This is a genomic window from Streptomyces sp. NPDC054794 (genome assembly GCF_053611585.1).
This window is the reverse complement of sequence record NZ_JBSHAQ010000065.1, coordinates 1-19,432: the sequence shown is the minus strand read 5'-3', so window position 1 is coordinate 19,432 and position 19,432 is coordinate 1. Positions and strand designations below refer to the sequence as shown.

Genomic DNA, 19,432 nt, shown 5'->3' with positions numbered 1-19,432 from the left:
CCGGGGAGGGAGCTCCTTCCCCGAGGTGGCGTGCGCCGCGGCGGTCAGCGCTTGGCGACGAACACATGGGAGGCCACGTCCGCCTCCAGTTCGGCGGCCTCGCCGCCGCTGCCCACGAGCACACCGCCCGCCGACTCCGTCACGCTCACCACCGAACCGGGCTGCACACCCGCGCGGCGCAGCGTGTACATCAGCTGGGCGTCCGTCTGGATCGGCTCACCGATGCGGCGGACGACGACCGTCTTGCCGTCCGTGCCCGGGTCGAGGTCGGCCAGGGACACCATGCCCTCGTCGAGGAACGGGTCCGCCCCGTCCTTCTCGCCGAGCTCCTCCAGGCCGGGGATCGGGTTCCCGTACGGCGACTCGGTGGGGTGACGCAGGAGCTCCAGCACGCGCCGCTCCACGGCCTCGCTCATCACGTGCTCCCAGCGACACGCCTCGGCGTGCACCTGCTCCCACTCCAGGCCGATCACGTCGACGAGCAGGCACTCCGCGAGACGGTGCTTGCGCATCACCCGCGTGGCCAGCCGACGTCCCTCGTCGGTGAGCTCCAGATGCCGGTCGCTCGCCACGGACACCAACCCGTCGCGCTCCATCCGCGCCACCGTCTGGCTCACGGTCGGCCCGCTCTGGTCGAGCCGCTCCGCGATCCGGGCGCGCATCGGGACCACGCCTTCCTCTTCGAGTTCGAGGATGGTGCGGAGATACATCTCCGTGGTGTCGATCAGTCCGGACATACGTGCCCCTCGATTACCTCTGCCGGAAGCTCACCGCTAATCCGGCGCGTGCGCTGGCCCTGGCTTCAATTCTGACGCATACCACTGACAACCGTGCCGCGCCGCCGAAACCCCCGGTGACAAGCCGCCGAAACGCCCGGTGACAACTCGGTGCGGCAGCCCCGCGCCGGGCGCGGCCCCGGCCACGTACCGCCGTATTGACAGCACACTGGTCCAGACCGCACGGTGATCCGCGACACAGACGCTGCGAAGGGGCACCGCATGAGCGACGGCACGCTCGCCGACCAGTTCTTCGACGCCGCCATCGGCCTGCTGCGACGGGTCCGCGACGAGGAGTCGGAGGCGATCACGGCGGCCGGCACGCTCCTCGCCGACACCGTCGAGTCCGGCGGTCGCCTGTTCGCCTTCGGCGCCGGCCACTCCTCCCTCGCCGCGCAGGACGTCGTCTACCGGGCCGGCGGTCTCGCCCTGATGAACCTGCTCGTCGTCCCCGGAGCCCTGGGCGTCGACGTCGTCCCGGCCACCCTCGGCTCCGCCCTCGAACGCGTGGACGGGCTCGCGACGGCCGTCCTCGACACCTCGCCCCTCCGGGCCGGCGACGCCCTCGTGATCATCTCCCTCTCCGGCCGCAACGCCCTCCCCGTGGAGATGGCCATGACCGCCCGCGCCATGGGCGTCAAGGTCATCGGCGTCACGTCGGTGGCCTACGCCTCGCAGACGAAATCCCGGCACGGCTCGGGCACCTACCTGAAGGACCACTGCGACCTCGTCCTCGACTCGAAGATCGCGGTCGGCGACGCGGAACTCTCCCTGGACAGCATCCCGGCCCCCTTCGCCCCCGCCTCCACGGTCGTCACCAGCGCCCTGCTCCAGGCCGTCATGGCCACGGCCGCCGGCACCCTGGCCGACCGCGGCACCGAGCCCCCGCTCCTGCGCTCCGGCAATGTCGACGGCGGCCACGAGTGGAACCACCGGATCATGCGGGAGTACCGGGACCGGATCTTCTACCAGCGCTGAGGTGCGGTCGGCCGGGCGAGTCAGCCGAGGGGCGGTTCTTCGCCCACCTCGGAGGCCAGGTCCAGTGCCGACGCGATCCGGACCGCCACGTCCTCCGCGTACGTCGCGTCGGCCCGCTCGAACCGGTTGCGTCCGGCGCCGCGCAGGAACGTCACGACCCCCAGCGTCCGGCCCCGGCTGCGCAGCACCGCGCACAGGGCGTGCACGCAGTCGCCGGGCCACTGGCGGGCCAGCGCCCACTCGCGCGCCCGCTCGGCCGGCACGGAACCGGCGTCCGCCCGCACCGTCCCGGCCCGGTCGACGCACTGCAGGGCCGGATGCCCCTCCTCGTAGCGCAGGGGCAGCCCGGCGTGCCCGGTGAGCACGCTCGGCCCCGGCGCCCCGGCGGGCGTCGTGGCCACCCGCACCAGCCGCACCTCACCGGCGTCCCCGTCGGCCCGCGCCCCGCCCGCCACCCGGTCGATCAGCGCGTGGTCGGCGAAGCCGGCGAGCGCGAAGTCCAGGTGGACGGTCACCGCCTCCGTCGGGTCCTCGCACTCCGCCGCGGCCCGCGCCGCCCGGTGCAGCTGGTTGGCACGGAAGCGCAGCTGCGCCCCCTCCTGCTCGCCCTGCTTGGCCTCGGTCACGTCCTGGAACAGCCAGCCCACCCCGAGCGGCACCGGCTCCTCCGCGAGCGGCGAGGCCAGCCGCACGAACCCGCTGCGCCAGCACCGCCGCTTCTCCCCCTCCGGCGTCCGCACGCTCACCCACATCTCGGCCGGCGCGGGCGGCGCGCCCTCCGCCAGCACGTGCGTGAGCGCGGCCTCCAGCTCCTCGACGCCCTGCGCCAGCAGCTCGCCGAGCGGCCGCCCGAGCACGGACGTGCGCCCGGTGCCCAGCGCCCGGGCCGCGTGCGCGTTCACCACGGCGGGCCGCAGGTCCGCGTCGACCAGCACGACACCCCACGACGCGTCCTCGAACAGCGCCTCGCTCAGCGCGATGGACCGCTCCAGGTCGATCTGCGCGTGCACCTCGCTGAAGGCGCAGTACACGCCCGCGGGCTCGCCGTCCGGTCCGCGCACGGCGGCCGACTGCGTCCGGACGAGAACCCGTCCGCCGTCCTTGGTCAGCAGCGCGAACTCGTGCACCTGCCGGCCCGGGGCGTGCATGGCGGACAGCAGGCGCCCCTCGACCTCCTCGGCGTCCGCGCTGCGCACCGCCCAGCCGGCGAAGCCCTTGCGGCCCACGGCTTCGGCCGCGGTCCAGCCCAGGATGCGCTCCGCCTCGCGGTTCCAGTGCGTCACCACCCCGTCCGCGTCGAAGGCGCACAGGGCCGCGTCCATCCCGTCGAGCAGGGCGGCGAGCAGGTCGGATCCGCCCGGGTCACCCGGGTCACCCGGGCTGTCCGGACCGGCCGAGGCCGAGCCGCCGTCACGCTCGGGCTCGTCCGGCCCCAGCTCGTCGGTCGTCCCACTACGCCGGGAAGCACTCACCTGGACCCCCTGCAGGCTGCGTCCGCACGTACGGCGCGAAGGTTCGCTCACTCCCCTTCATTCAACTCGAACGTGACGCAGCACACACTTGGTTCCCACAAGATTGAGAAAATCGTTAAGCGCCGGGTCGCCGACGCCGACCGACTCCTAGGCCAGCCTGAGGTCCACCCATTGGTCGCTCTCGCCGTCGAGCACGTAGCGCTCAATCTCCACGAACCCCTGTCGCTCGGCGAAGCGCAGACCGTCCTCGTTGACCGCCAGGACGCACGTCTCGATCACCTTCGCGCCGAGCACGCGCGCGTGGGCGAGCGTGTGCGCGTACAGGGCCGCGCCGTACCCGCGCCGCCGGTACTCGGGCAGCACCCGGGCGATCACGGTCGCCACGCCGTCCTCCCCCGTCGGCGGGCGCACCGTGGAACTGCCGACGAGGACATCGCCGACGTACGCGTTCTCCAGCCGATTGCGCCCCGCCCGCTCCCGCACCTCGTCCAGGTCCATCGCGGCGGGCGGAACGATCGTGTTGTGGACGTGCCGCCACTGTTCGAGCATGGCCTCGCCGTCCACGATCTCTATTCGAAGATCGGTCACACCGGGAAGACTACGAGGACCTGGGCACGCTAGGCGGGCCGTCGCGCGTACACCTCGATCTCGATCTTCATCCGGGGGTCGGCGAGCCCGCACACCATCATCGTCGCCGCCGGCCACACCTCGCCGAACGCCCGCCGCAGCACCGGCCAGCACGGCTCGAAGTCCTCCCGCTCGGGCAGCAGATACCGCACCCGCACGACATCACCGAACCCGCAGCCCGACCGCTCCAGCGCGTCCCCGATGTTCCGCAGGCACTGCTCGGCCTGCTCCACGACGTCCTCGGAGATCGTCATCGTCGCGTAGTCGAAGCCCGTGGTCCCGGAGACGTGCACCCAGTCCCCGTCGACCACCGCCCGCGCGTATCCGATGCGCTCCTCGAACTCCGACCCGCTCAGCACAGCCCACCGCTCCACCATGCGCCGAACGCTAGGTGACCTGCGCGGATACGTCCATGGGGAAAAAGCTGTTGATCGGGGGCCGAAGGGTTCCTAGGGTATGGAGCACACGAGAAGGGAGGTGGTTCGGCAGATGTATGAATACCGGACGCGTGAGGTGACTGCGGGCTAGCGGCTCGCCACCACACTCAGTGCGGTGCCGGACCAGCACGTGAACGACGCGTGCAGCCGGCCCAATCCCAGAAGTCACCCGACCCGCGAGTTCGCCGGTACGTCCGGCCGGCTCTCCGCCGTCAGGCGGAGGACCCGAACTCGCGGGTCGTCTGCGTTCGGGCGGAGCGGCGGCCCGAGGGGCGGGTCAGGGACTGAGGCGCTCCACGCGCCAGGAGCCGTCCGTTTCGGAGACATAGCGCAGACGGTCGTGGAGCCGGTTCTCGCGGCCCTGCCAGAACTCGATCATCCGGGGTGCGACGCGGAAGCCGCCCCAGTGCGGGGGCACGGGGACCTGCTCGCCCTCGGGGTAGCGGTCGTGCAGTTCCTCGTACGAGGCTTCGAGCGCGGCGCGGGAGGCGACCACCGAGGACTGGGCACTGGCCCAGGCGCCGAGCTGCGAGCCGTGCGGGCGGGTGCGGAAGTACGCGGCCGTCTCGTCGCGGCCGGTACGGCGGGCGGTGCCGGCGACGACGACCTGGCGGGCGAGCGGGTGCCAGGGGAAGAGCAGCGAGACGTACGGGTTCACGGCGAGGTCGAGGGCCTTGCGGGACTCGTAGTTCGTGTAGAAGACGAAGCCCTGGGCGTCGTACTGCTTCAGCAGGACCGTGCGTGAGCTGGGGCGGCCCTCGGCGTCGGCCGTGGAGACGACCATGGCGTTGGGTTCGTAGATCGTGCCGTGTACGGCTGCCCGCGCCGCCTGTTCGAACCAGCGGGTGAACTGGTCCATGGGGTGTGCGGCCAGGTCGGTCTCGTCGAAGCCCTCGACGCGGTACTGCTTGCGCATGGCAGCCGGGTCGAGGATGGGGTCACGGTCGGTCACGCGGTCATCTTGCCGTATGCACGTACGACTTGCGTGGCACTGAGTGCCGTGCAGACTCCCCATTGATGGCACTCGGGGATATCGTGCAGATGCCGTTCCGGTTGGGGTGAGCACCGACCGCTCGGGGCATCACCGGGGTGACCGTGCCGGACCGCGAGTCCTCAGGGCGACCGCGGAGCCGTCTCGGCAGCCGCGGACGCCCGCTTTCCCGGCCATCCGCCGTACACATCGCGTACAGAGCACTAGGAGCCGCCTCATGTCCGATTTCGTACCCGGGCTCGAAGGAGTCATCGCGTTCGAGACGGAAATCGCCGAACCGGACAGGGAGGGCGGGGCCCTGCGGTACCGGGGCGTCGACATCGAGGAACTGGTCGGGCACGTCTCGTTCGGCAATGTGTGGGGGCTCCTGGTGGACGGCGCCTTCAATCCCGGCCTGCCGCCCGCCGAGCCGTTCCCGATCCCGGTCCACTCGGGTGACATCCGGGTGGACGTGCAGTCGGCGCTGGCGATGCTCGCCCCGGTGTGGGGCCTGAAACCGCTGCTCGACATCGGCGTGGAGCAGGCCCGTGAGGACCTCGCGCGGGCCGCGGTGATGGCCCTGTCGTACGTCGCCCAGTCCGCGCGCGGCCAGGGGCTGCCGATGGTGCCGCAGCGGGAGATCGACAAGGCGGGTTCGGTCGTCGAGCGGTTCATGATCCGCTGGCGGGGCGAGCCCGATCCGAAGCACGTCGCGGCCGTGGACGCCTACTGGACCTCCGCCGCCGAGCACGGCATGAACGCCTCCACCTTCACGGCGCGGGTCATCGCCTCCACGGGCGCCGATGTGGCCGCCGCCCTGTCCGGTGCCGTGGGCGCCATGTCCGGGCCGCTGCACGGCGGCGCTCCGTCCCGGGTGCTCGGCATGATCGAGGAGATCGAGCGGACGGGCGACGCGGAGGCGTACGTCAAGCGGGCGCTGGACAAGGGCGAGCGGCTGATGGGCTTCGGGCACCGGGTGTACCGGGCCGAGGACCCGCGCGCGCGGGTGCTGCGCCGTACCGCCCGTGAGCTGGGCGCGCCGCGGTTCGAGATCGCGGAGGCGCTGGAGAAGGCGGCCCTGGAGGAGCTGCACAACCGGCGTCCGGACCGGGTCCTGGCGACGAACGTGGAGTTCTGGGCGGCGATCATGCTGGACTTCGCGCAGGTCCCGGCGCACATGTTCACGTCGATGTTCACGTGCGCGCGGACGGCGGGCTGGTCGGCGCACATCCTGGAGCAGAAGCGGACCGGACGGCTGGTGCGGCCGTCCGCCCGGTACGTGGGACCGGGACCGCGCAGCCCGCGGGATGTCGAGGGGTTCTCCGACATCTCCCACTAGCTCACGGAGTCGCTTCGCGGAAGGGGCACGGGCGGGTGCGGCACCGCCCGCGCCTCTCGGGCGGCGCGATCAGGCCCGGCTGAGCAGGTCCGCGTGGTGGCGCTCCGCCACCAGCGGGTGGGCCCGCAGCTTGCCCTTGAGCTCGTTGTAGCCGTATTCGGCGTACAGCGGGTTGGCCGGGTCGTCCGTGACGCCGGGGGCGGTGGAGGCGTGCGGGAAGGGGAGCGGTTCCACGCGGGCGTCGAGGCGGGGGTTGTAGAAGAACGGCACGGAGAAGCGTTCGGTGGCACCGGGCGGGCTGACGACGCGGTGGTTGGTGGCGATCAGATAGCCGTTCGTCGCCACCTCCAGCAGCTCGCCGAGGTTGACCACGAAGGCGCCCTCCAGCGGCGGCACGTCGTGGAAGAGGCCGTCCTCGCGCTGCACCTGGAGTCCGCCGACGGTGTCCTGGAGCAGCAGGGTCAGGAAGCCGTAGTCCTTGTGCGCGCCGACGCCCTGGTCGGTGCCGTCGGTGGCGCTGCCGGGGTAGCGGACGAGCTTGAGGTGCGGGTGGGCGTGGTCGCCGAAGACCGGGTCGTAGAAGTCGGCGGGGGCGCCGATGGCGGCCAGCAGCTCGTGCAGCAGGCGGCCGGCGACGTCGCTGAGGGTGTCGATCCAGGCGAGGGCGGCCGTGCGCAGCTCGGGGAGGGCGGCGGGCCACTGGTTGGGGCCCTGCAGCCACCAGTACGGCGGCTCGTGCGGGCCGGGGACGTGGGCGGGCCGTTCGGCGCCTATGTCGAGCTGGTCGCGCCAGTCCCGGGCGCCCCGGGTGCGTTCGTCGCCGGTGCGGGTGTAGCCGCGGAAGTGGGGCGAGTGCACGTTGTCGAGGGCGAGGCGGTCGGCCTCGGGGAGGGCGAAGAAGGCGCGCATGGCCGTGAGCAGCGCGTCGGTCTCCGTCCGGGTGACGCCGTGTCCGACGAGCTGGAAGAAGCCCACGTCGTGGGCGGCGCTGTGCAGCTGGGCGTGGAGCTGGGCGCGAGCCTGGGAACCGCGGTCGGCGGCCGACAGGTCGATGATCGGGAGCTGGTCGTACGACGGGGTCGTCGCGGAGTGCGTCGTCATGGATGCGTCCACAGGGTGTGTGGGCCACGGGCAGGCCGCCGAGGGTAGGGCGGCGCCCAGGATGCCGTAAGAAAGAGGAGAATAAAGGGGCTGATTCAGGCCGAAAGGCGACAGCCCATGCTCGTGACGCGCACGTAGTCCACGTGGCGGCGTCGAACGAGCATCGGAAGCATGCGCCAAGAGTAACGCGCCCCTCGAACAAACCCCGGGGGCCCTCGACCCGGTCCCGTCACCGGCCCGGCGCGGCCCCGCGGCTGCCCGTCGTGCCTCTGTGCGCCTCTACGCGCCCCTCAAGCCCCGCCTGCAGTCCCCCGGGCCCCTCGACGCCCGATCAAGGCCCGCCCTCGACGCCCCGAACCCCGCCGGCGGCCACCGCGGCCGTGCGCCCGCCCCCCGGACCTCCCCGGGCTTCGCGCGGCCCCTCAGCCCAGCGTCTCCTCCATCAGCGCACCCCACTGAGCCACCACACGTTCGCGGCGGGCCGTGTCGTTGGTGAGGAGGTTGGCGAGGCCCAGGCCGCGGGCCATGTCCAGCAGGCCCTGGACCGTTTCCCGGACGCCGGGGCGGGATTCGTCGGCGCCGAGGAGTTCCACCGCGATGCGGTGGGTCTCACGGCCGACGCGGGCCTCCAGCTCGGTCACGCGCGGCCGCAGCTGGTCCTCGTCGGAGGCGGCGACCCACAGGTGCAGGGCGGCCCGGAAGAGCGGGCCGGTGTAGAGGTCGACGAGGGCGGCGACGACGACCCGGCGGTCGGCGGCACCCTCGGGGAACAGGGCGCGCAGCGCGGTGGAGCGTTCCTCGGCGACGTACTCGACGGCCGCCGTGAAGAGGTCCTCGCGGGTACGGAAGTGGTGCTGGGCGGCGCCACGGGACACGCCGGCGCGCTCGGCGACGACGGAGACCGTGGAGCCTGCCCAGCCGTGCTCGGCGAGGCAGGCCACGGCGGCTTCCAGGAGCCGCTGCCGGGTGGCCCTGCTGCGGTCCTGCTTGGGAAGGCGGTCGCCTTCGGCCGTGCTCACACTCATCTTGCGCTCACATCACCCATGAGGGATCCCGTCGTTCCAGGAAGGCCGTCATCCCCTCGCGGGCCTGCGCGGAGGAGAACAGCCGGGCCGAGAGCGCGGTGAGATCGGCCGCGTCCCGGTCGAAGACTTCCAGCACCCTAGCCGTGAGCAGCTGTTTCGTCTCGGCGAGGCCCTGGGGCGAGGAGCGGCGCAGGCCGTCGAGTACGGGTTCCAGGACGGCGTCGATGTCCTCGCCTGCGGCCCCGGCCACGGTCAGCAGGCCGATCCGGGCCGCCTCGGCGGCGTCGAACCGTTCGCCGGTGAGGTAGTACCGGGCCACGGCACGCGGGTCGGTGCGCGGGAGCACCGTCAGCGAGATGACCGCCGGCGCGACCCCGATGCGTACCTCGGTGAACGCGAAGCTGGACTCGGCGGAGGCGGCCGCGATGTCGCAGGCGCCGAGGAGTCCCAGGCCGCCCGCGCGGACGTGCCCCGTCACCCGGGCCACCACCGGCTTGCGCAGCTCGACGATCTGCCGCAGCAGCTGGACCAGGGCGTCGGGGTGATTGGGGCCTCCCCTGTTCGAGCGAGGCCGAGCACTTGGGGAAGGGTCGCGCAGGTCGGCTCCGGCGCAGAAGGTGTTGCCGGTGTGGGTGAGGACGACGGCCCGTACGTCGGTGTCCTTGGCGCAGTCGGTCAGCGCGTCGGCCAGTTCGCCGACGAGCGCGGCCGACAGCGCGTTGCGGGTGTCGACCGAGTCCAGGCTGAGGGTTTCGACGCCCCGCGCGCGCGTACGTCCGATCAACGTCATGACTTCTCCCTGAGTTCCCTGAGTTCCCGCAGTTCCCGGCGGAGGATCTTGCCGGAGGCGGCCCGGGGCACGCCGTCGACGAAGGTGACCTGCCGGACGCGTTTGTAGGGGGCGACGCGTTCGGCGACGTGCATCATGACCTCGGATTCGGTGAGGTCGGTGGCGGTGGGCTGACGGACCACATAGGCGTGCGGAACCTCGTTGTTGTCCTCGTTGTAGACGCCTATGACGGCCGCGTCGGCGATGCCCGGGTGGGTGAGCAGCAGGGCCTCCAGCTCGGCGGGTGCCACCTGGAAGCCCTTGTACTTGATGAGCTCCTTGACCCGGTCGACGACGAACAGCCAGCCGTCGGCGTCCACATGGCCTACGTCGCCGGTGTGCAGCCAGCCGTCCGTGTCGATCATGGCGGCGGTGGCCTCGGGGCGGCCCAGGTAGCCCTTCATGATCTGCGGTCCGCGGATGAGGATCTCGCCGGTCTCGCCGATGCCGAGATCCTTGCCGGGTTCGTCGAGGGAGACGATGCGCATCTCGGTGCCGGCGATGAGCCTGCCGACCGTGCCGGGGGGCGCCTGGTGCATGGCGTCGAGCGGCACGACGTGGGTGCCGGGCGAGAGTTCCGTCATGCCGTAGGCCTGGCCGACGGGGGGCAGGCCGAGGCGCCGGGCGCAGGCGGCGGCGAGCCGGGCGTCCAGGGGTGCGGCGGCGCTGATGACGTACTGCAGGGACGACAGGTCGTAGCGGGCGACGGCAGGGTGCTTGGCGAGGGCGAGGACGATCGGCGGGGCGACGTACAGGCCGGTGATGCGGTGGGTCTCGATGGCCGCGAGGAAGGTCTCCAGGTCGAAGCGGGGCAGGACGACGACCGTGGCGCCGTGCCTGAGCGGCGCGTTCATGAGCGCGGTGAGCCCGTAGATGTGGAAGAAGGGCAGGACGGCGAGGATGCGGTCGTCGGGTCCGGCGGTGACGGCGGGTTCGAGCTGGGCGAGGTTGGTGGCGATCTGCCGGTGGGTGAGCATCACGCCCTTGGGGATGCCGGTGGTGCCGGAGGAGTACGGCAGCGCGGCGACGTCCTCGGCCGGGTCGATGGCGACATCCGGTTCGGGCGCGGTGGAGCCGAGCAGGTCGATCAGGGAGCGGTGTCCGGGCGCGCTGTCGCAGACGAATATCTCCTGGACGCCGCCCGCGAGTTCGGCCGCCCGACGGGCCGACTCCAGCAGCGGTGAGACGGTGACGATCCAGCGGGCTGCCGAGTCCGTCAGCTGCTTGGCGAACTCCTCGGGCGTGGCGAGCGGGTGCACGGTGGTGACGGTGGCACCCGCGCGCGTGGCGGCGTAGAAGGCGGTCGGGAAGGCGACGGTGTTCGGGCTGTGCAGGGCGAGGACGTCGCCCTTGCGCACACCGGCGTCGGCGAGCGCGGCGGCGATCCGCCGGTGGAACCGGTCCACTTGTTCGTACGTGAGGGTGGTGCCGTCGGTGCCGTCGATCAGCGCGGGCCGGTCGCCGAATTCGGCGGCGTGGCCCAGGACGGCTTCGTGGATGGGCAGTTCGACGGCCGGAACGTCTGCGTACTCGCTGCGGAACACGGTTCCTCCTCGTACGGCGGTGGCTGCGACGGTGAGCGCTCAGTACGACTTGGGCAGTCCAAGGCTCTGATGGGAGACGTAGTTGAGAATCATCTCCCTGCTCACCGGAGCTATACGAGCCACACGCGCCGCCGTTATCAAGGTGGCGAGCCCGAATTCACGGGTGAGCCCGTTGCCGCCGAGGGTGTGCACGGCCTGGTCGACGGCCTTCACACAGGCCTCCCCGGCCGCGTACTTGGCCATGTTGGCGGCCTCACCGGCGCCGATGTCGTCCCCGGCGTCGTAGAGGTGGGCCGCCTTCTGCATCATCAGCCGGGCCAGCTCCAGGTCGATGTGCGCCTGCGCCAAGGGGTGCGCGATGGCTTGGTGGGCGCCGATCGGCGCCTTCCAGACGGTGCGGTCACGGGCGTACTCGATGGCCCGGGCGAGCGCGTAGCGGCCCATGCCGATCGCGAAGGCGGCCGTCATGATCCGCTCGGGGTTGAGGCCGGCGAACAGCTGCAGCAGGCCGGCGTCCTCGTCGCCGACGAGCGCGTCGGCGGGCAGCCGTACGTCGTCGAGGACCAGCTCGAACTGCTTCTCGGCGGCCTTGAGTTCCATGTCGATGGGCTGCTTCTGGAAGCCCTCGGCGTCCGTCGGGACGATGAACAGGCAGGGCTTGAGACGTCCGGTGCGGGCGTCCTCGGTGCGGCCGACGATCAGGACGGCGTCCGCCATGTCGACACCGGAGATGAAGACCTTGCGGCCGGTGAGCAGCCAGTCGGCGCCGTCCTTGCGGGCCGTGGTGGTGATGCGGTGGGAGTTGGAGCCGGCGTCGGGTTCGGTGATGCCGAAGGCCATCAGCCGCGATCCGTCGGCGAGTCCCGGCAGCCAGGCCCGCTTCTGCTCCTCGGTGCCGAAGCGGGAGATGACCGTGCCGCAGATGGCCGGCGACACGACGAGCATGAGCAGCGGGGAGCCCGCGGCGCCCAGTTCTTCGAGGACGATGGAGAGTTCGGCGATGCCGCCGCCTCCGCCGCCGTACTCCTCGGGAAGGTTGACGCCGAGGTAGCCGAGCTTGCCCGCCTCGGCCCAGAGTTCGGTGGGGTGGCGGCCCTCGGCGACGGTACGGGCGATGTACTCGCGACCGTAGCGCTTGCCGAGGGCGGCGACCGCGGCTCGCAGTGCCTGGTGCTCTTCGGGTTCGATGAGGGTGGTCATGCGATTCCTCCGCGTGCGGGTTGTGTGTGGTTGCTCGCGCTCGCGCGGCGGTGGCCGCCGATCGATCCAGCGGCCCCTCGCCTCTAGCCGGGTTCGACCACCGCCAGCAGCATGCCCGGCTCCACCTGCTGTCCCGGCTTGACGTGCAGGGCGCTGAGCGTGCCGGCGGCGGGCGCGGCGATCTGGTGCTGCATCTTCATCGCCTCCAGCCAGATCAGGGGCTGGCCGGCCGCCACGGAGACGCCCTCGGTCAGGTCCTCGGCGACGCGGACGACCGTGCCCGGCATCGGAGCGAGCAGGGAACCGGGGGCCAACTGGGCCGTCGGGTCGGGGAAGCGGGGCAGGGCGGTGAGGGCGGTGGCGTTGACGTGGATCCGGTCGCCGTAGCGCGCGATCTCGAAGCGCCGCTGTACGCCGTCCACTTCGAGTACGACCAGACGCGCGTCGGCGTGGACGACCCGGACGCCGTCGGCCGCGAGGCCCCGGCGGGTGTGCCGGTAGTGGACCTCGTGCTCCTCGCCGGCCATCTCGTACCGCTTGACCTGCGGCTGCGAGGTGAGGTTGCGCCAGCCGCCGAACCGGGAGCGGCCGTGCGCGTCGGCCAGGGCCGCGGCCAGGGGGGCGTGCGGGTCGGGCGCGCAGGCGGTCAGTTCGGTGAGGTGGCGGTCGTAGAAGCCGGTGTCCATGCGGCCGTCGGCGAACTCGGGGTGGCGCAGCGAGCGCACCAGCAGGTCGCGGTTGGTGACCGGGCCGTGCAGCGCCGCCCGCTCCAGGGCGCCCGCGAGCTTGCGGAGCGCCTCCGCGCGCGTGGGGGCGTGGGCGACGACCTTGGCGAGCATCGGGTCGTAGTGGACGCCGATCTCGTCGCCGTCGGTGTACCCCGTGTCGAGGCGGACGCCCGCGGGCACGGCGAGGCGGTGCAGGGTGCCGGTCTGCGGGGCCCAGTCGTGGGCCGGGTCCTCGGCGTAGAGGCGGGCCTCCACGGAGTGGCCCTCGGCGCGCGGCGGGTCGGCCGGCAGGGCGTGGCCCTCGGCGACGCGGATCTGCTCGGCGACCAAGTCGAGCCCGAAGACCGCCTCGGTGACGGGGTGTTCGACCTGGAGGCGGGTGTTCATCTCCAGGAAGTGGGCCCGGCCGTCGGCGACCAGGAACTCGACCGTGCCGGCGCCCACGTAGGACACGGAACGGGCCGCGCGTACGGCCAGCGTGTACAGCTCCTCGGTGAGTTTGGAGGTCAAACCCGGTGCGGGGGCCTCCTCGATCACCTTCTGGTGGCGGCGCTGGAGGGAGCAGTCGCGGGTGCCGAGCGGCCAGACGGTGCCGTGGCTGTCGGCGAGGATCTGCACCTCGACGTGGCGGCCCTGCTCGATGTACGGCTCGACGAAGACCTCGCCGTCCCCGAAGGCGCTCGCGGCCTCGGCGCGCGCCCCCTCCAGTGCGGCGCCCAGCTCCTCCAGGCGGCGCACGATGCGCATACCGCGCCCGCCGCCGCCCGCCGCCGCCTTCACCAGCACCGGCAGGTCGGCGTCGGTGACCTCGCCGAGCGGCGCGATCCCCATCAGCTCCTTGGCGCGCGTCTTGGACGCCATCGCCTCGATCGCCTCCGGCGGCGGGCCGATCCAGACCAGGCCGGCGTCCAGGACGGCACGGGCGAACTCCGGGTTCTCGGAGAGGAAGCCGTACCCGGGGTGCACGGCGTCCGCGCCGGCGGCCAGCGCCGCCTTCACGATCAGATCGCCGCGCAGATACGTGTCCGTGGGCGTCGCCCCCGGCAGCCGTACCGCCGTGTCGGCCACGCGCGCGTGGAGCGCGTTCTCGTCCACGTCCGAGTGCACCGCGACCGTCCGGATGCCCAGCTCACCGCAGGTGCGGAAGATCCGGCAGGCGATCTCGCCCCGGTTGGCGACCAGCAGAGTCGAAATCATGAGCCTCACATCCGGAAGACGCCGAAGCCACCGCGCGCGCCCTCGTAGGGAGCGGTGTGGATGGCGGACAGGCACAGGCCGAGGACGGTACGGGTGTCGCGCGGGTCGATGACGCCGTCGTCGTACAGCCGCCCGGACAGGAACTTCGGCAGCGACTCGGACTCGATCTGCTGCTCCACCATCGCGCGCAGGGCGGCGTCCGCGTCCTCGTCGTACGGCTGCCCCTTCGCCACCGCCGACTGCCGGGCGACGATCGACAGGACACCGGCCAGCTGCTGCGGGCCCATGACGGCCGACTTGGCGCTGGGCCAGGCGAACAGGAAGCGGGGGTCGTAGGCCCGCCCGCACATGCCGTAGTGCCCGGCGCCGTACGAGGCACCCATCAGCACCGACAGGTGCGGGACCCGACTGTTGCTGACCGCGTTGATCATCATCGCGCCGTGCTTGATGATCCCGCCCTGCTCGTACTCCTTGCCGACCATGTAGCCGGTGGTGTTGTGCAGGAACAGCAGCGGGATGTCGCGCTGGTTGGCGAGCTGGATGAACTGGGCGGCCTTCTGCGACTCCTCGCTGAACAGGACGCCCTGGGCGTTGGCCAGGATGCCGACGGGGTAGCCGTGCAGGCTCGCCCAGCCGGTGGCGAGGCTCGTGCCGTACAGCGGCTTGAACTCGTCGAAGTCGGAGGCGTCGACGATCCGGGCGATGACCTCGCGCGGGTCGAACGGGATCTTCAGGTCGCCCGGGACGATGCCGAGCAGCTCCTCCGGGTCGTACTTCGGCGGGGCCGCCGGGCGCGGATCCCGGTGCGCCTTGCGGTGGTTGAGGCGGGACACGACCCGCCGCGCCTGGCGCAGCGCGTCCTGCTCGTCCACGGCGAAGTAGTCGGCGAGGCCGGACACGCGCGCGTGCATCTCCGCGCCGCCCAGGGACTCGTCGTCGCTCTCCTCGCCGGTCGCCATCTTCACCAGCGGCGGCCCGCCGAGGAACACCTTCGCCCGCTCCTTGACCATGATCACGTGGTCGGACATGCCGGGGACGTAGGCGCCACCGGCGGTGGAGTTGCCGAAGACGACGGCGACGGTCGGGATGCCGGCGGCGGACAGCCGGGTCAGGTCCCGGAAGATGGCCCCACCGGGGATGAAGATCTCCTTCTGGGACGGCAGATCGGCGCCACCGGACTCCACCAGGCTGATGCAGGGCAGCCGGTTGGCGAGCGCGATGTCGTTGGCGCGCAGGGCCTTCTTCAGGCTCCACGGGTTGCTCGCGCCGCCGCGCACGGTCGGGTCGTTGGCGGTGATCAGGCACTCGACGCCCTCGACCACGCCGATCCCGGTCACCAGGGAGGCGCCGACGGCGTAGTCACTGCCCCAGGCGGCCAGCGGGGACAGCTCCAGGAACGGGGTGTCCGGGTCGAGGAGCAGCTCGATGCGCTCGCGGGCGAGCAGCTTGCCGCGCCCCCGGTGCCGCTGGACGTACTTCTCGCCGCCGCCCGCGAGGGCCTTGGCGTGCTCGGTCTCCAGGTCGTCGAGCCTTGCGAGCATGGCCTCACGATGGGCCTGGTAGTCGGCGCCCGTGGGGTCCAGGGAGGTGTTCAGAACGGTCACAGCAGGGCCTCCGGGATGTCCAGGTGGCGGGAGCGCAGCCACTCGCCGAGGGCCTTGGCCTGCGGATCGAAGCGGTGCTGGGCGGCGACGCCCTCGCCGAGGATTCCCTCGACGACGAAGTTCAGGGCGTGCAGATTCGGCAGCGGGTGCCGGACGACGGTCAGCTCGCGGCTCTCGGGCAGCAGCTGCCGGAACCGGTCCGCCGTCAGCTCGTGCGCGAGCCAGCGCCAGGCCTCGTCCGTGCGCGCCCAGACCCCCACGTTGGCGTTCCCACCCTTGTCACCGCTGCGGGCACCGGCGATCAGGCCCAGGGGCGCGCGACGCGTCGGGCCCGAGGGCAGGGGCTGCGGCAGGGACGGCTGGGGTACGTCCGTGAGGTCGGCGGTCTCCTGGGGCGCGGCCACATGGATGCGCCGCCCATCGTCTACGACCGCCACCTGGTCGACGGCACCATGGGGGACGTACACATCCTCGAAGACCCCATAGGGCGCCCCCTTCCCCGGTGGCGCCACCACATGGAAGCCGGGGTAGCTGGCCAGCGCCAGCTCGATGGCCGCCCCGCTCAGCGCGCGTCCGACGACGGCCTGGTCCTGGTCCCGTACGACGAGCCGCAGCAGCGCGCTCGCCGTCTCCTCGGTGTCCGCGTCGGCCCGGTCGGTACGGGCGAGCTCCCACCGCACGTCACCGGGCGGCGACTTGGCCAGGGCGTCGTCCATCTGCTCCCGTACGAGCGCGGCCTTGGCCTCGATGTCGAGCCCGGTCAGCACGAAGACGACCTCGTTGCGGAAGCCGCCGAGCCGGTTGAGCCCGACCTTGAGCGTGGGCGGCGGGGCCTCTCCCCGCACCCCCTCGATGCGCACCCGGTCGGGACCGTCCTGGGTGAGCCGCACGCTGTCGAGGCGGGCGGTCACATCGGGCCCGGCGTACCGGGCACCGCCGGTCTCGTACAGCAGCTGAGCGGTGACGGTGCCGACGTCCACGAACCCGCCGGTGCCGGGGTGCTTGGTGATGACGCAGCTGCCGTCCTCATGGAGCTCGGCGAGCGGGAAACCGGGCCGGCGCACGTCGCCCTCGCCGAAGAACGCGTAGTTCCCGCCGGTGGCCTGCGTCCCGCACTCCAGCACATGCCCGGCGACGACGGCGCCCGCGAGCCGGTCGTACTCCCCCGGCCGCCAGCCGAAGTGCGCGGCGGCCGGCCCGGTGACGAGGGCCGCGTCGGTCACCCGCCCGGTGACCACGATGTCGGCGCCCGCGCGCAGGCACTCCGCGATCCCGAAGCCGCCGAGGTAGGCATGGGCGGCGAGGCTGCCCGGGTGCGCCGCGGTGAGATCGTCGCCCTCGACATGGGCGACGCGCACCGGGATGCCGAGCCGGTCGGCCAATTGCCGTACGGCGTCGGCGAGTCCGGCGGGATTGAGGCCACCCGCATTGGTCACGATCTTGACCGACCGCTCGTGCGCCAGGCCGAGGCACTCCTCCAACTGCCGCAGGAAGGTGCGGGCGTAACCGGCGGCCGGGTCCTTCAGCCGGTCCCGGCCCAGAATCAGCATCGTGAGCTCGGCGAGGTAGTCGCCGGTCAGGACGTCCAGTTCGCCGCCGGTGAGCATGTCGCGCATGGCGTCGAAGCGGTCGCCGTAGAAGCCCGACGCGTTGCCGATGCGCAGGGTCACTCCGCGTCCCCCTTCGGGGAACGTCCACCGCCGGGCGGGCCCGCGAAGGCCTGCGCGATGTCGAGCCAGCGGTCGGCGTCGGGCCCCTCGGCACGTACGGCGAGGTCGGCGCGGTGGGCGCGCTGGGTGACCAGGAGACAGAAGTCGAGGGCGGGACCGGTGACGCGCTGCGGGGCGTCCTCGGGGCCGTAGGTCCAGGTGTCGCCGGAGGGGCCGAGGATCTCCACCCGGAACTCCTCCGCGGGAGCGGGCAGCCCATGCGCGCCGAAGGCGAAGTCCCGTGCCCGCACACCGATGCGGACCACATGCTTCAGCCGGTCGGTGGGGGCACGGACCACACCCAGGGTGTCGGCGACGTCCTGACCGTGGGCCCAGGTCTCCATGATCCGGCCGGTGGCCATGGAGGCGGCGGACATGGGCGGGCCGTACCAGGGGAAGCGGGCGCCGGGCTGCGACGCGCGCAGCGCCCGGTCGAGCTCGGCCCGCCCCTGCCGCCACCGCGCCAGCAGTTCGGCGGACGGGAGTCGGGCCCCGGCCTCGGCGCCCTCGTCCACGAACGTCTCCGCCGCGGCGAGGGCCTTCTCGACGAGGCCACGGAACGCGTCCGCGTCGGTGACGGCGAGCAGGGCCGAGTGGTCGGTCCAGGCGAGGTGGGCGATCTGGTGGGCGACGGTCCAGTTTGGCGCGGGGGTCGGGAGCGCCCACTGTCCCGGGCTCAACTCGGCCACGAGCCGGTCGAGTTCATCGCTTTCGTCACGCAGGTCGTCGAACACGGGGGTCGGATCGGACATGGGGCGAGCATGGCAGCGCCCCCGGAAACAATCAAGCACGCTTGCATGAATTTGTTTTTCCACAACCAGTCACCTGGTTGCGCACGCCTCACTACTCTCAGTGACCGGAGGTGGTCACCATGCGAAGCCGCGAACTCGACCCGAGCGCGTCGCCCTTGGACTACTACGGCTATGAGCTACGGCGGGCTCGGGAGGGGGCGGGGCTCACGCTGGCGCAGCTGGGGTCGGTCGTCTTCTGCACCGGATCGTTGATCGGACAGATCGAGACGGCGGCGAAGGTTCCACAGCGGGACTTTTCGGAGCGGTTGGATGCGGCGCTGGGGACGGACGGGTTGTTCTCGCGGCTGGTGGGGCTGGTTTTGCGGAGCCAGTTGCCTGGGTGGTTTCAGGCATTCGCCGAACTGGAGGCGAACGCGACGTACATCTCGGCATACCAGTGCCAGCTGGTGTACGACCTGCTCCAGACGGAGGCGTACGCGCGAGCGGTGCTCAGTGTCGAGCAGGCGGAGCGGCTCGACGAGATGGTCGCGGCACGACTGGAACGCCAGCGCGTCCTCAAGCGGGAGCAACCACCTGTGCTGTGGGTGGTGCTGGACGAGGCGGTGCTGTACCGGGAGATCGGCGGCCGTGAGGTGATGCGTGACCAACTCGCCAACCTGTTGGGGCTCTCCGAAAAGCCGTGGGTGGAACTCCAGGTGCTGCCGTTCTCGGCGGGCCAACACACGGGATTAATGGGCTCGTTCACTCTCCTGCGCTTCGACGATCATCCCGACCTGCACTACAGCGAGAGCTACGACGCGGGCCATATGACGGCCAATCCACAGCTGATCAGGGGGCGTTCTGTCGGTTACGCTCGCTTACAGGCCGAAGCCCTCTCCCCGAGGGAGTCGGCTGCCCTGATCGCTCGCGTGATGGAGGAACGCTATGGGGAGCAATCCGGACCTGACGCGCGCGCAGTGGCGTAAGTCGTCGTACAGCGGTAGCAACGGCGGCGAATGCCTCGAAGTCGCCTCCCTCACCCCCCACATAGCGGTCCGCGACTCCAAGAACCCCACTGCCTCCTACGTGACTTTCTCCGCCCCCGCCTGGGCCGACTTCCTCACGCACGCCGCGAAGTGACCGTGGGGGCCGCCCGCTTCTTGGC

General features: G+C 71.9%; 18 protein-coding genes. 4 read left to right on the top strand and 14 right to left on the bottom strand.

Going from position 1 to position 19,432, the window contains the following annotated elements:
- Positions 1-44 precede the first annotated feature (44 nt).
- Positions 45-737 (bottom strand): metal-dependent transcriptional regulator, encoded by a 693-nt coding sequence (locus ACWGKT_RS41775; protein WP_116150442.1) that lies wholly within the window; start codon positions 735-737, stop codon positions 45-47.
- Between the two features lie 261 nt (positions 738-998).
- Here ACWGKT_RS41775 and ACWGKT_RS41770 point away from each other — a divergent pair, with 261 nt between their 5' ends.
- Complete coding sequence (locus ACWGKT_RS41770) at positions 999-1,754, top strand: SIS domain-containing protein (protein ID WP_356151359.1); 756 nt, start codon at positions 999-1,001, stop codon at positions 1,752-1,754.
- Positions 1,755-1,774: 20 nt separating this feature from the next.
- On the opposite strand, the gene ACWGKT_RS41765 is transcribed toward ACWGKT_RS41770, so the two are convergent.
- The 4 genes from ACWGKT_RS41765 to pdxH form a co-directional block, all read right to left on the bottom strand.
- The gene (locus tag ACWGKT_RS41765; RefSeq protein ID WP_356151361.1) at positions 1,775-3,226 is read right to left on the bottom strand and encodes a PAS domain-containing protein; all 1,452 of its coding nucleotides are present in this window, start codon (positions 3,224-3,226) and stop codon (positions 1,775-1,777) included.
- Positions 3,227-3,373: 147 nt separating this feature from the next.
- Positions 3,374-3,814: an N-acetyltransferase family protein gene (locus ACWGKT_RS41760; protein ID WP_453277795.1), complete on the bottom strand. Its 441-nt coding sequence runs from the start codon at positions 3,812-3,814 to the stop codon at positions 3,374-3,376.
- A 29-nt stretch (positions 3,815-3,843) separates the two neighbouring features.
- Positions 3,844-4,230, bottom strand: a complete 387-nt coding sequence (locus tag ACWGKT_RS41755; RefSeq protein WP_453277794.1) for a RidA family protein — start codon at positions 4,228-4,230, stop codon at positions 3,844-3,846.
- 337 nt (positions 4,231-4,567) lie between these two features.
- The gene (gene pdxH, locus ACWGKT_RS41750) at positions 4,568-5,242 is read right to left on the bottom strand and encodes a pyridoxamine 5'-phosphate oxidase (protein ID WP_453277793.1); all 675 of its coding nucleotides are present in this window, start codon (positions 5,240-5,242) and stop codon (positions 4,568-4,570) included.
- A 256-nt stretch (positions 5,243-5,498) separates the two neighbouring features.
- On the opposite strand from pdxH, the gene ACWGKT_RS41745 reads away from it, so the two are divergent.
- Positions 5,499-6,599 (top strand): citrate synthase 2, encoded by a 1,101-nt coding sequence (locus ACWGKT_RS41745; protein ID WP_356151367.1) that lies wholly within the window; start codon positions 5,499-5,501, stop codon positions 6,597-6,599.
- 69 nt (positions 6,600-6,668) lie between these two features.
- Here the strand turns inward: ACWGKT_RS41745 and ACWGKT_RS41740 are convergent, their stop codons facing one another.
- The 9 genes from ACWGKT_RS41740 to ACWGKT_RS41700 all read right to left on the bottom strand — a co-directional run bounded on the left by ACWGKT_RS41740 (position 6,669) and on the right by ACWGKT_RS41700 (position 18,288).
- A complete protein-coding gene (locus ACWGKT_RS41740) occupies positions 6,669-7,700 on the bottom strand; it encodes an isopenicillin N synthase family dioxygenase (protein ID WP_356151369.1) in 1,032 nt (343 codons plus the stop codon).
- Positions 7,701-8,122: 422 nt separating this feature from the next.
- The gene (locus ACWGKT_RS41735; protein ID WP_235457651.1) at positions 8,123-8,725 is read right to left on the bottom strand and encodes a TetR/AcrR family transcriptional regulator; all 603 of its coding nucleotides are present in this window, start codon (positions 8,723-8,725) and stop codon (positions 8,123-8,125) included.
- Between the two features lie 7 nt (positions 8,726-8,732).
- On the bottom strand, positions 8,733-9,515 hold the full coding sequence (locus tag ACWGKT_RS41730) for an enoyl-CoA hydratase family protein (protein ID WP_453277792.1): 783 nt from the start codon (positions 9,513-9,515) through the stop codon (positions 8,733-8,735).
- Positions 9,512-11,098 carry a 4-coumarate--CoA ligase family protein gene (locus ACWGKT_RS41725; protein WP_453277791.1) on the bottom strand — a complete coding sequence of 529 codons (1,587 nt, stop codon included), beginning with the start codon at positions 11,096-11,098 and terminating at the stop codon, positions 9,512-9,514. The genes ACWGKT_RS41730 and ACWGKT_RS41725 overlap by 4 nt, the downstream gene beginning before the upstream one ends.
- Before the next feature lie 39 nt (positions 11,099-11,137).
- Positions 11,138-12,298, bottom strand: coding sequence for an acyl-CoA dehydrogenase family protein (locus ACWGKT_RS41720; RefSeq protein WP_453277790.1), 1,161 nt, complete (start codon positions 12,296-12,298; stop codon positions 11,138-11,140).
- 83 nt (positions 12,299-12,381) lie between these two features.
- Positions 12,382-14,223: an ATP-binding protein gene (locus ACWGKT_RS41715; RefSeq protein ID WP_453277789.1), complete on the bottom strand. Its 1,842-nt coding sequence runs from the start codon at positions 14,221-14,223 to the stop codon at positions 12,382-12,384.
- A 5-nt stretch (positions 14,224-14,228) separates the two neighbouring features.
- Positions 14,229-15,827: an acyl-CoA carboxylase subunit beta gene (locus tag ACWGKT_RS41710; protein WP_356151380.1), complete on the bottom strand. Its 1,599-nt coding sequence runs from the start codon at positions 15,825-15,827 to the stop codon at positions 14,229-14,231.
- Positions 15,824-17,497 (bottom strand): acyclic terpene utilization AtuA family protein, encoded by a 1,674-nt coding sequence (locus ACWGKT_RS41705; protein WP_453277788.1) that lies wholly within the window; start codon positions 17,495-17,497, stop codon positions 15,824-15,826. Before ACWGKT_RS41705 ends, ACWGKT_RS41710 begins: the two co-directional genes overlap by 4 nt.
- Complete coding sequence (locus tag ACWGKT_RS41700; protein WP_453277787.1) at positions 17,494-18,288, bottom strand: TIGR03084 family metal-binding protein; 795 nt, start codon at positions 18,286-18,288, stop codon at positions 17,494-17,496. Before ACWGKT_RS41700 ends, ACWGKT_RS41705 begins: the two co-directional genes overlap by 4 nt.
- 119 nt (positions 18,289-18,407) lie before the next feature.
- Here ACWGKT_RS41700 and ACWGKT_RS41695 point away from each other — a divergent pair, with 119 nt between their 5' ends.
- Both ACWGKT_RS41695 and ACWGKT_RS41690 read left to right on the top strand, forming a co-directional pair.
- Positions 18,408-19,253, top strand: coding sequence for a helix-turn-helix domain-containing protein (locus tag ACWGKT_RS41695; RefSeq protein WP_453277786.1), 846 nt, complete (start codon positions 18,408-18,410; stop codon positions 19,251-19,253).
- A complete protein-coding gene (locus ACWGKT_RS41690) occupies positions 19,213-19,407 on the top strand; it encodes a DUF397 domain-containing protein (protein WP_453277785.1) in 195 nt (64 codons plus the stop codon). The genes ACWGKT_RS41695 and ACWGKT_RS41690 overlap by 41 nt, the downstream gene beginning before the upstream one ends.
- Positions 19,408-19,432 lie beyond the last annotated feature (25 nt).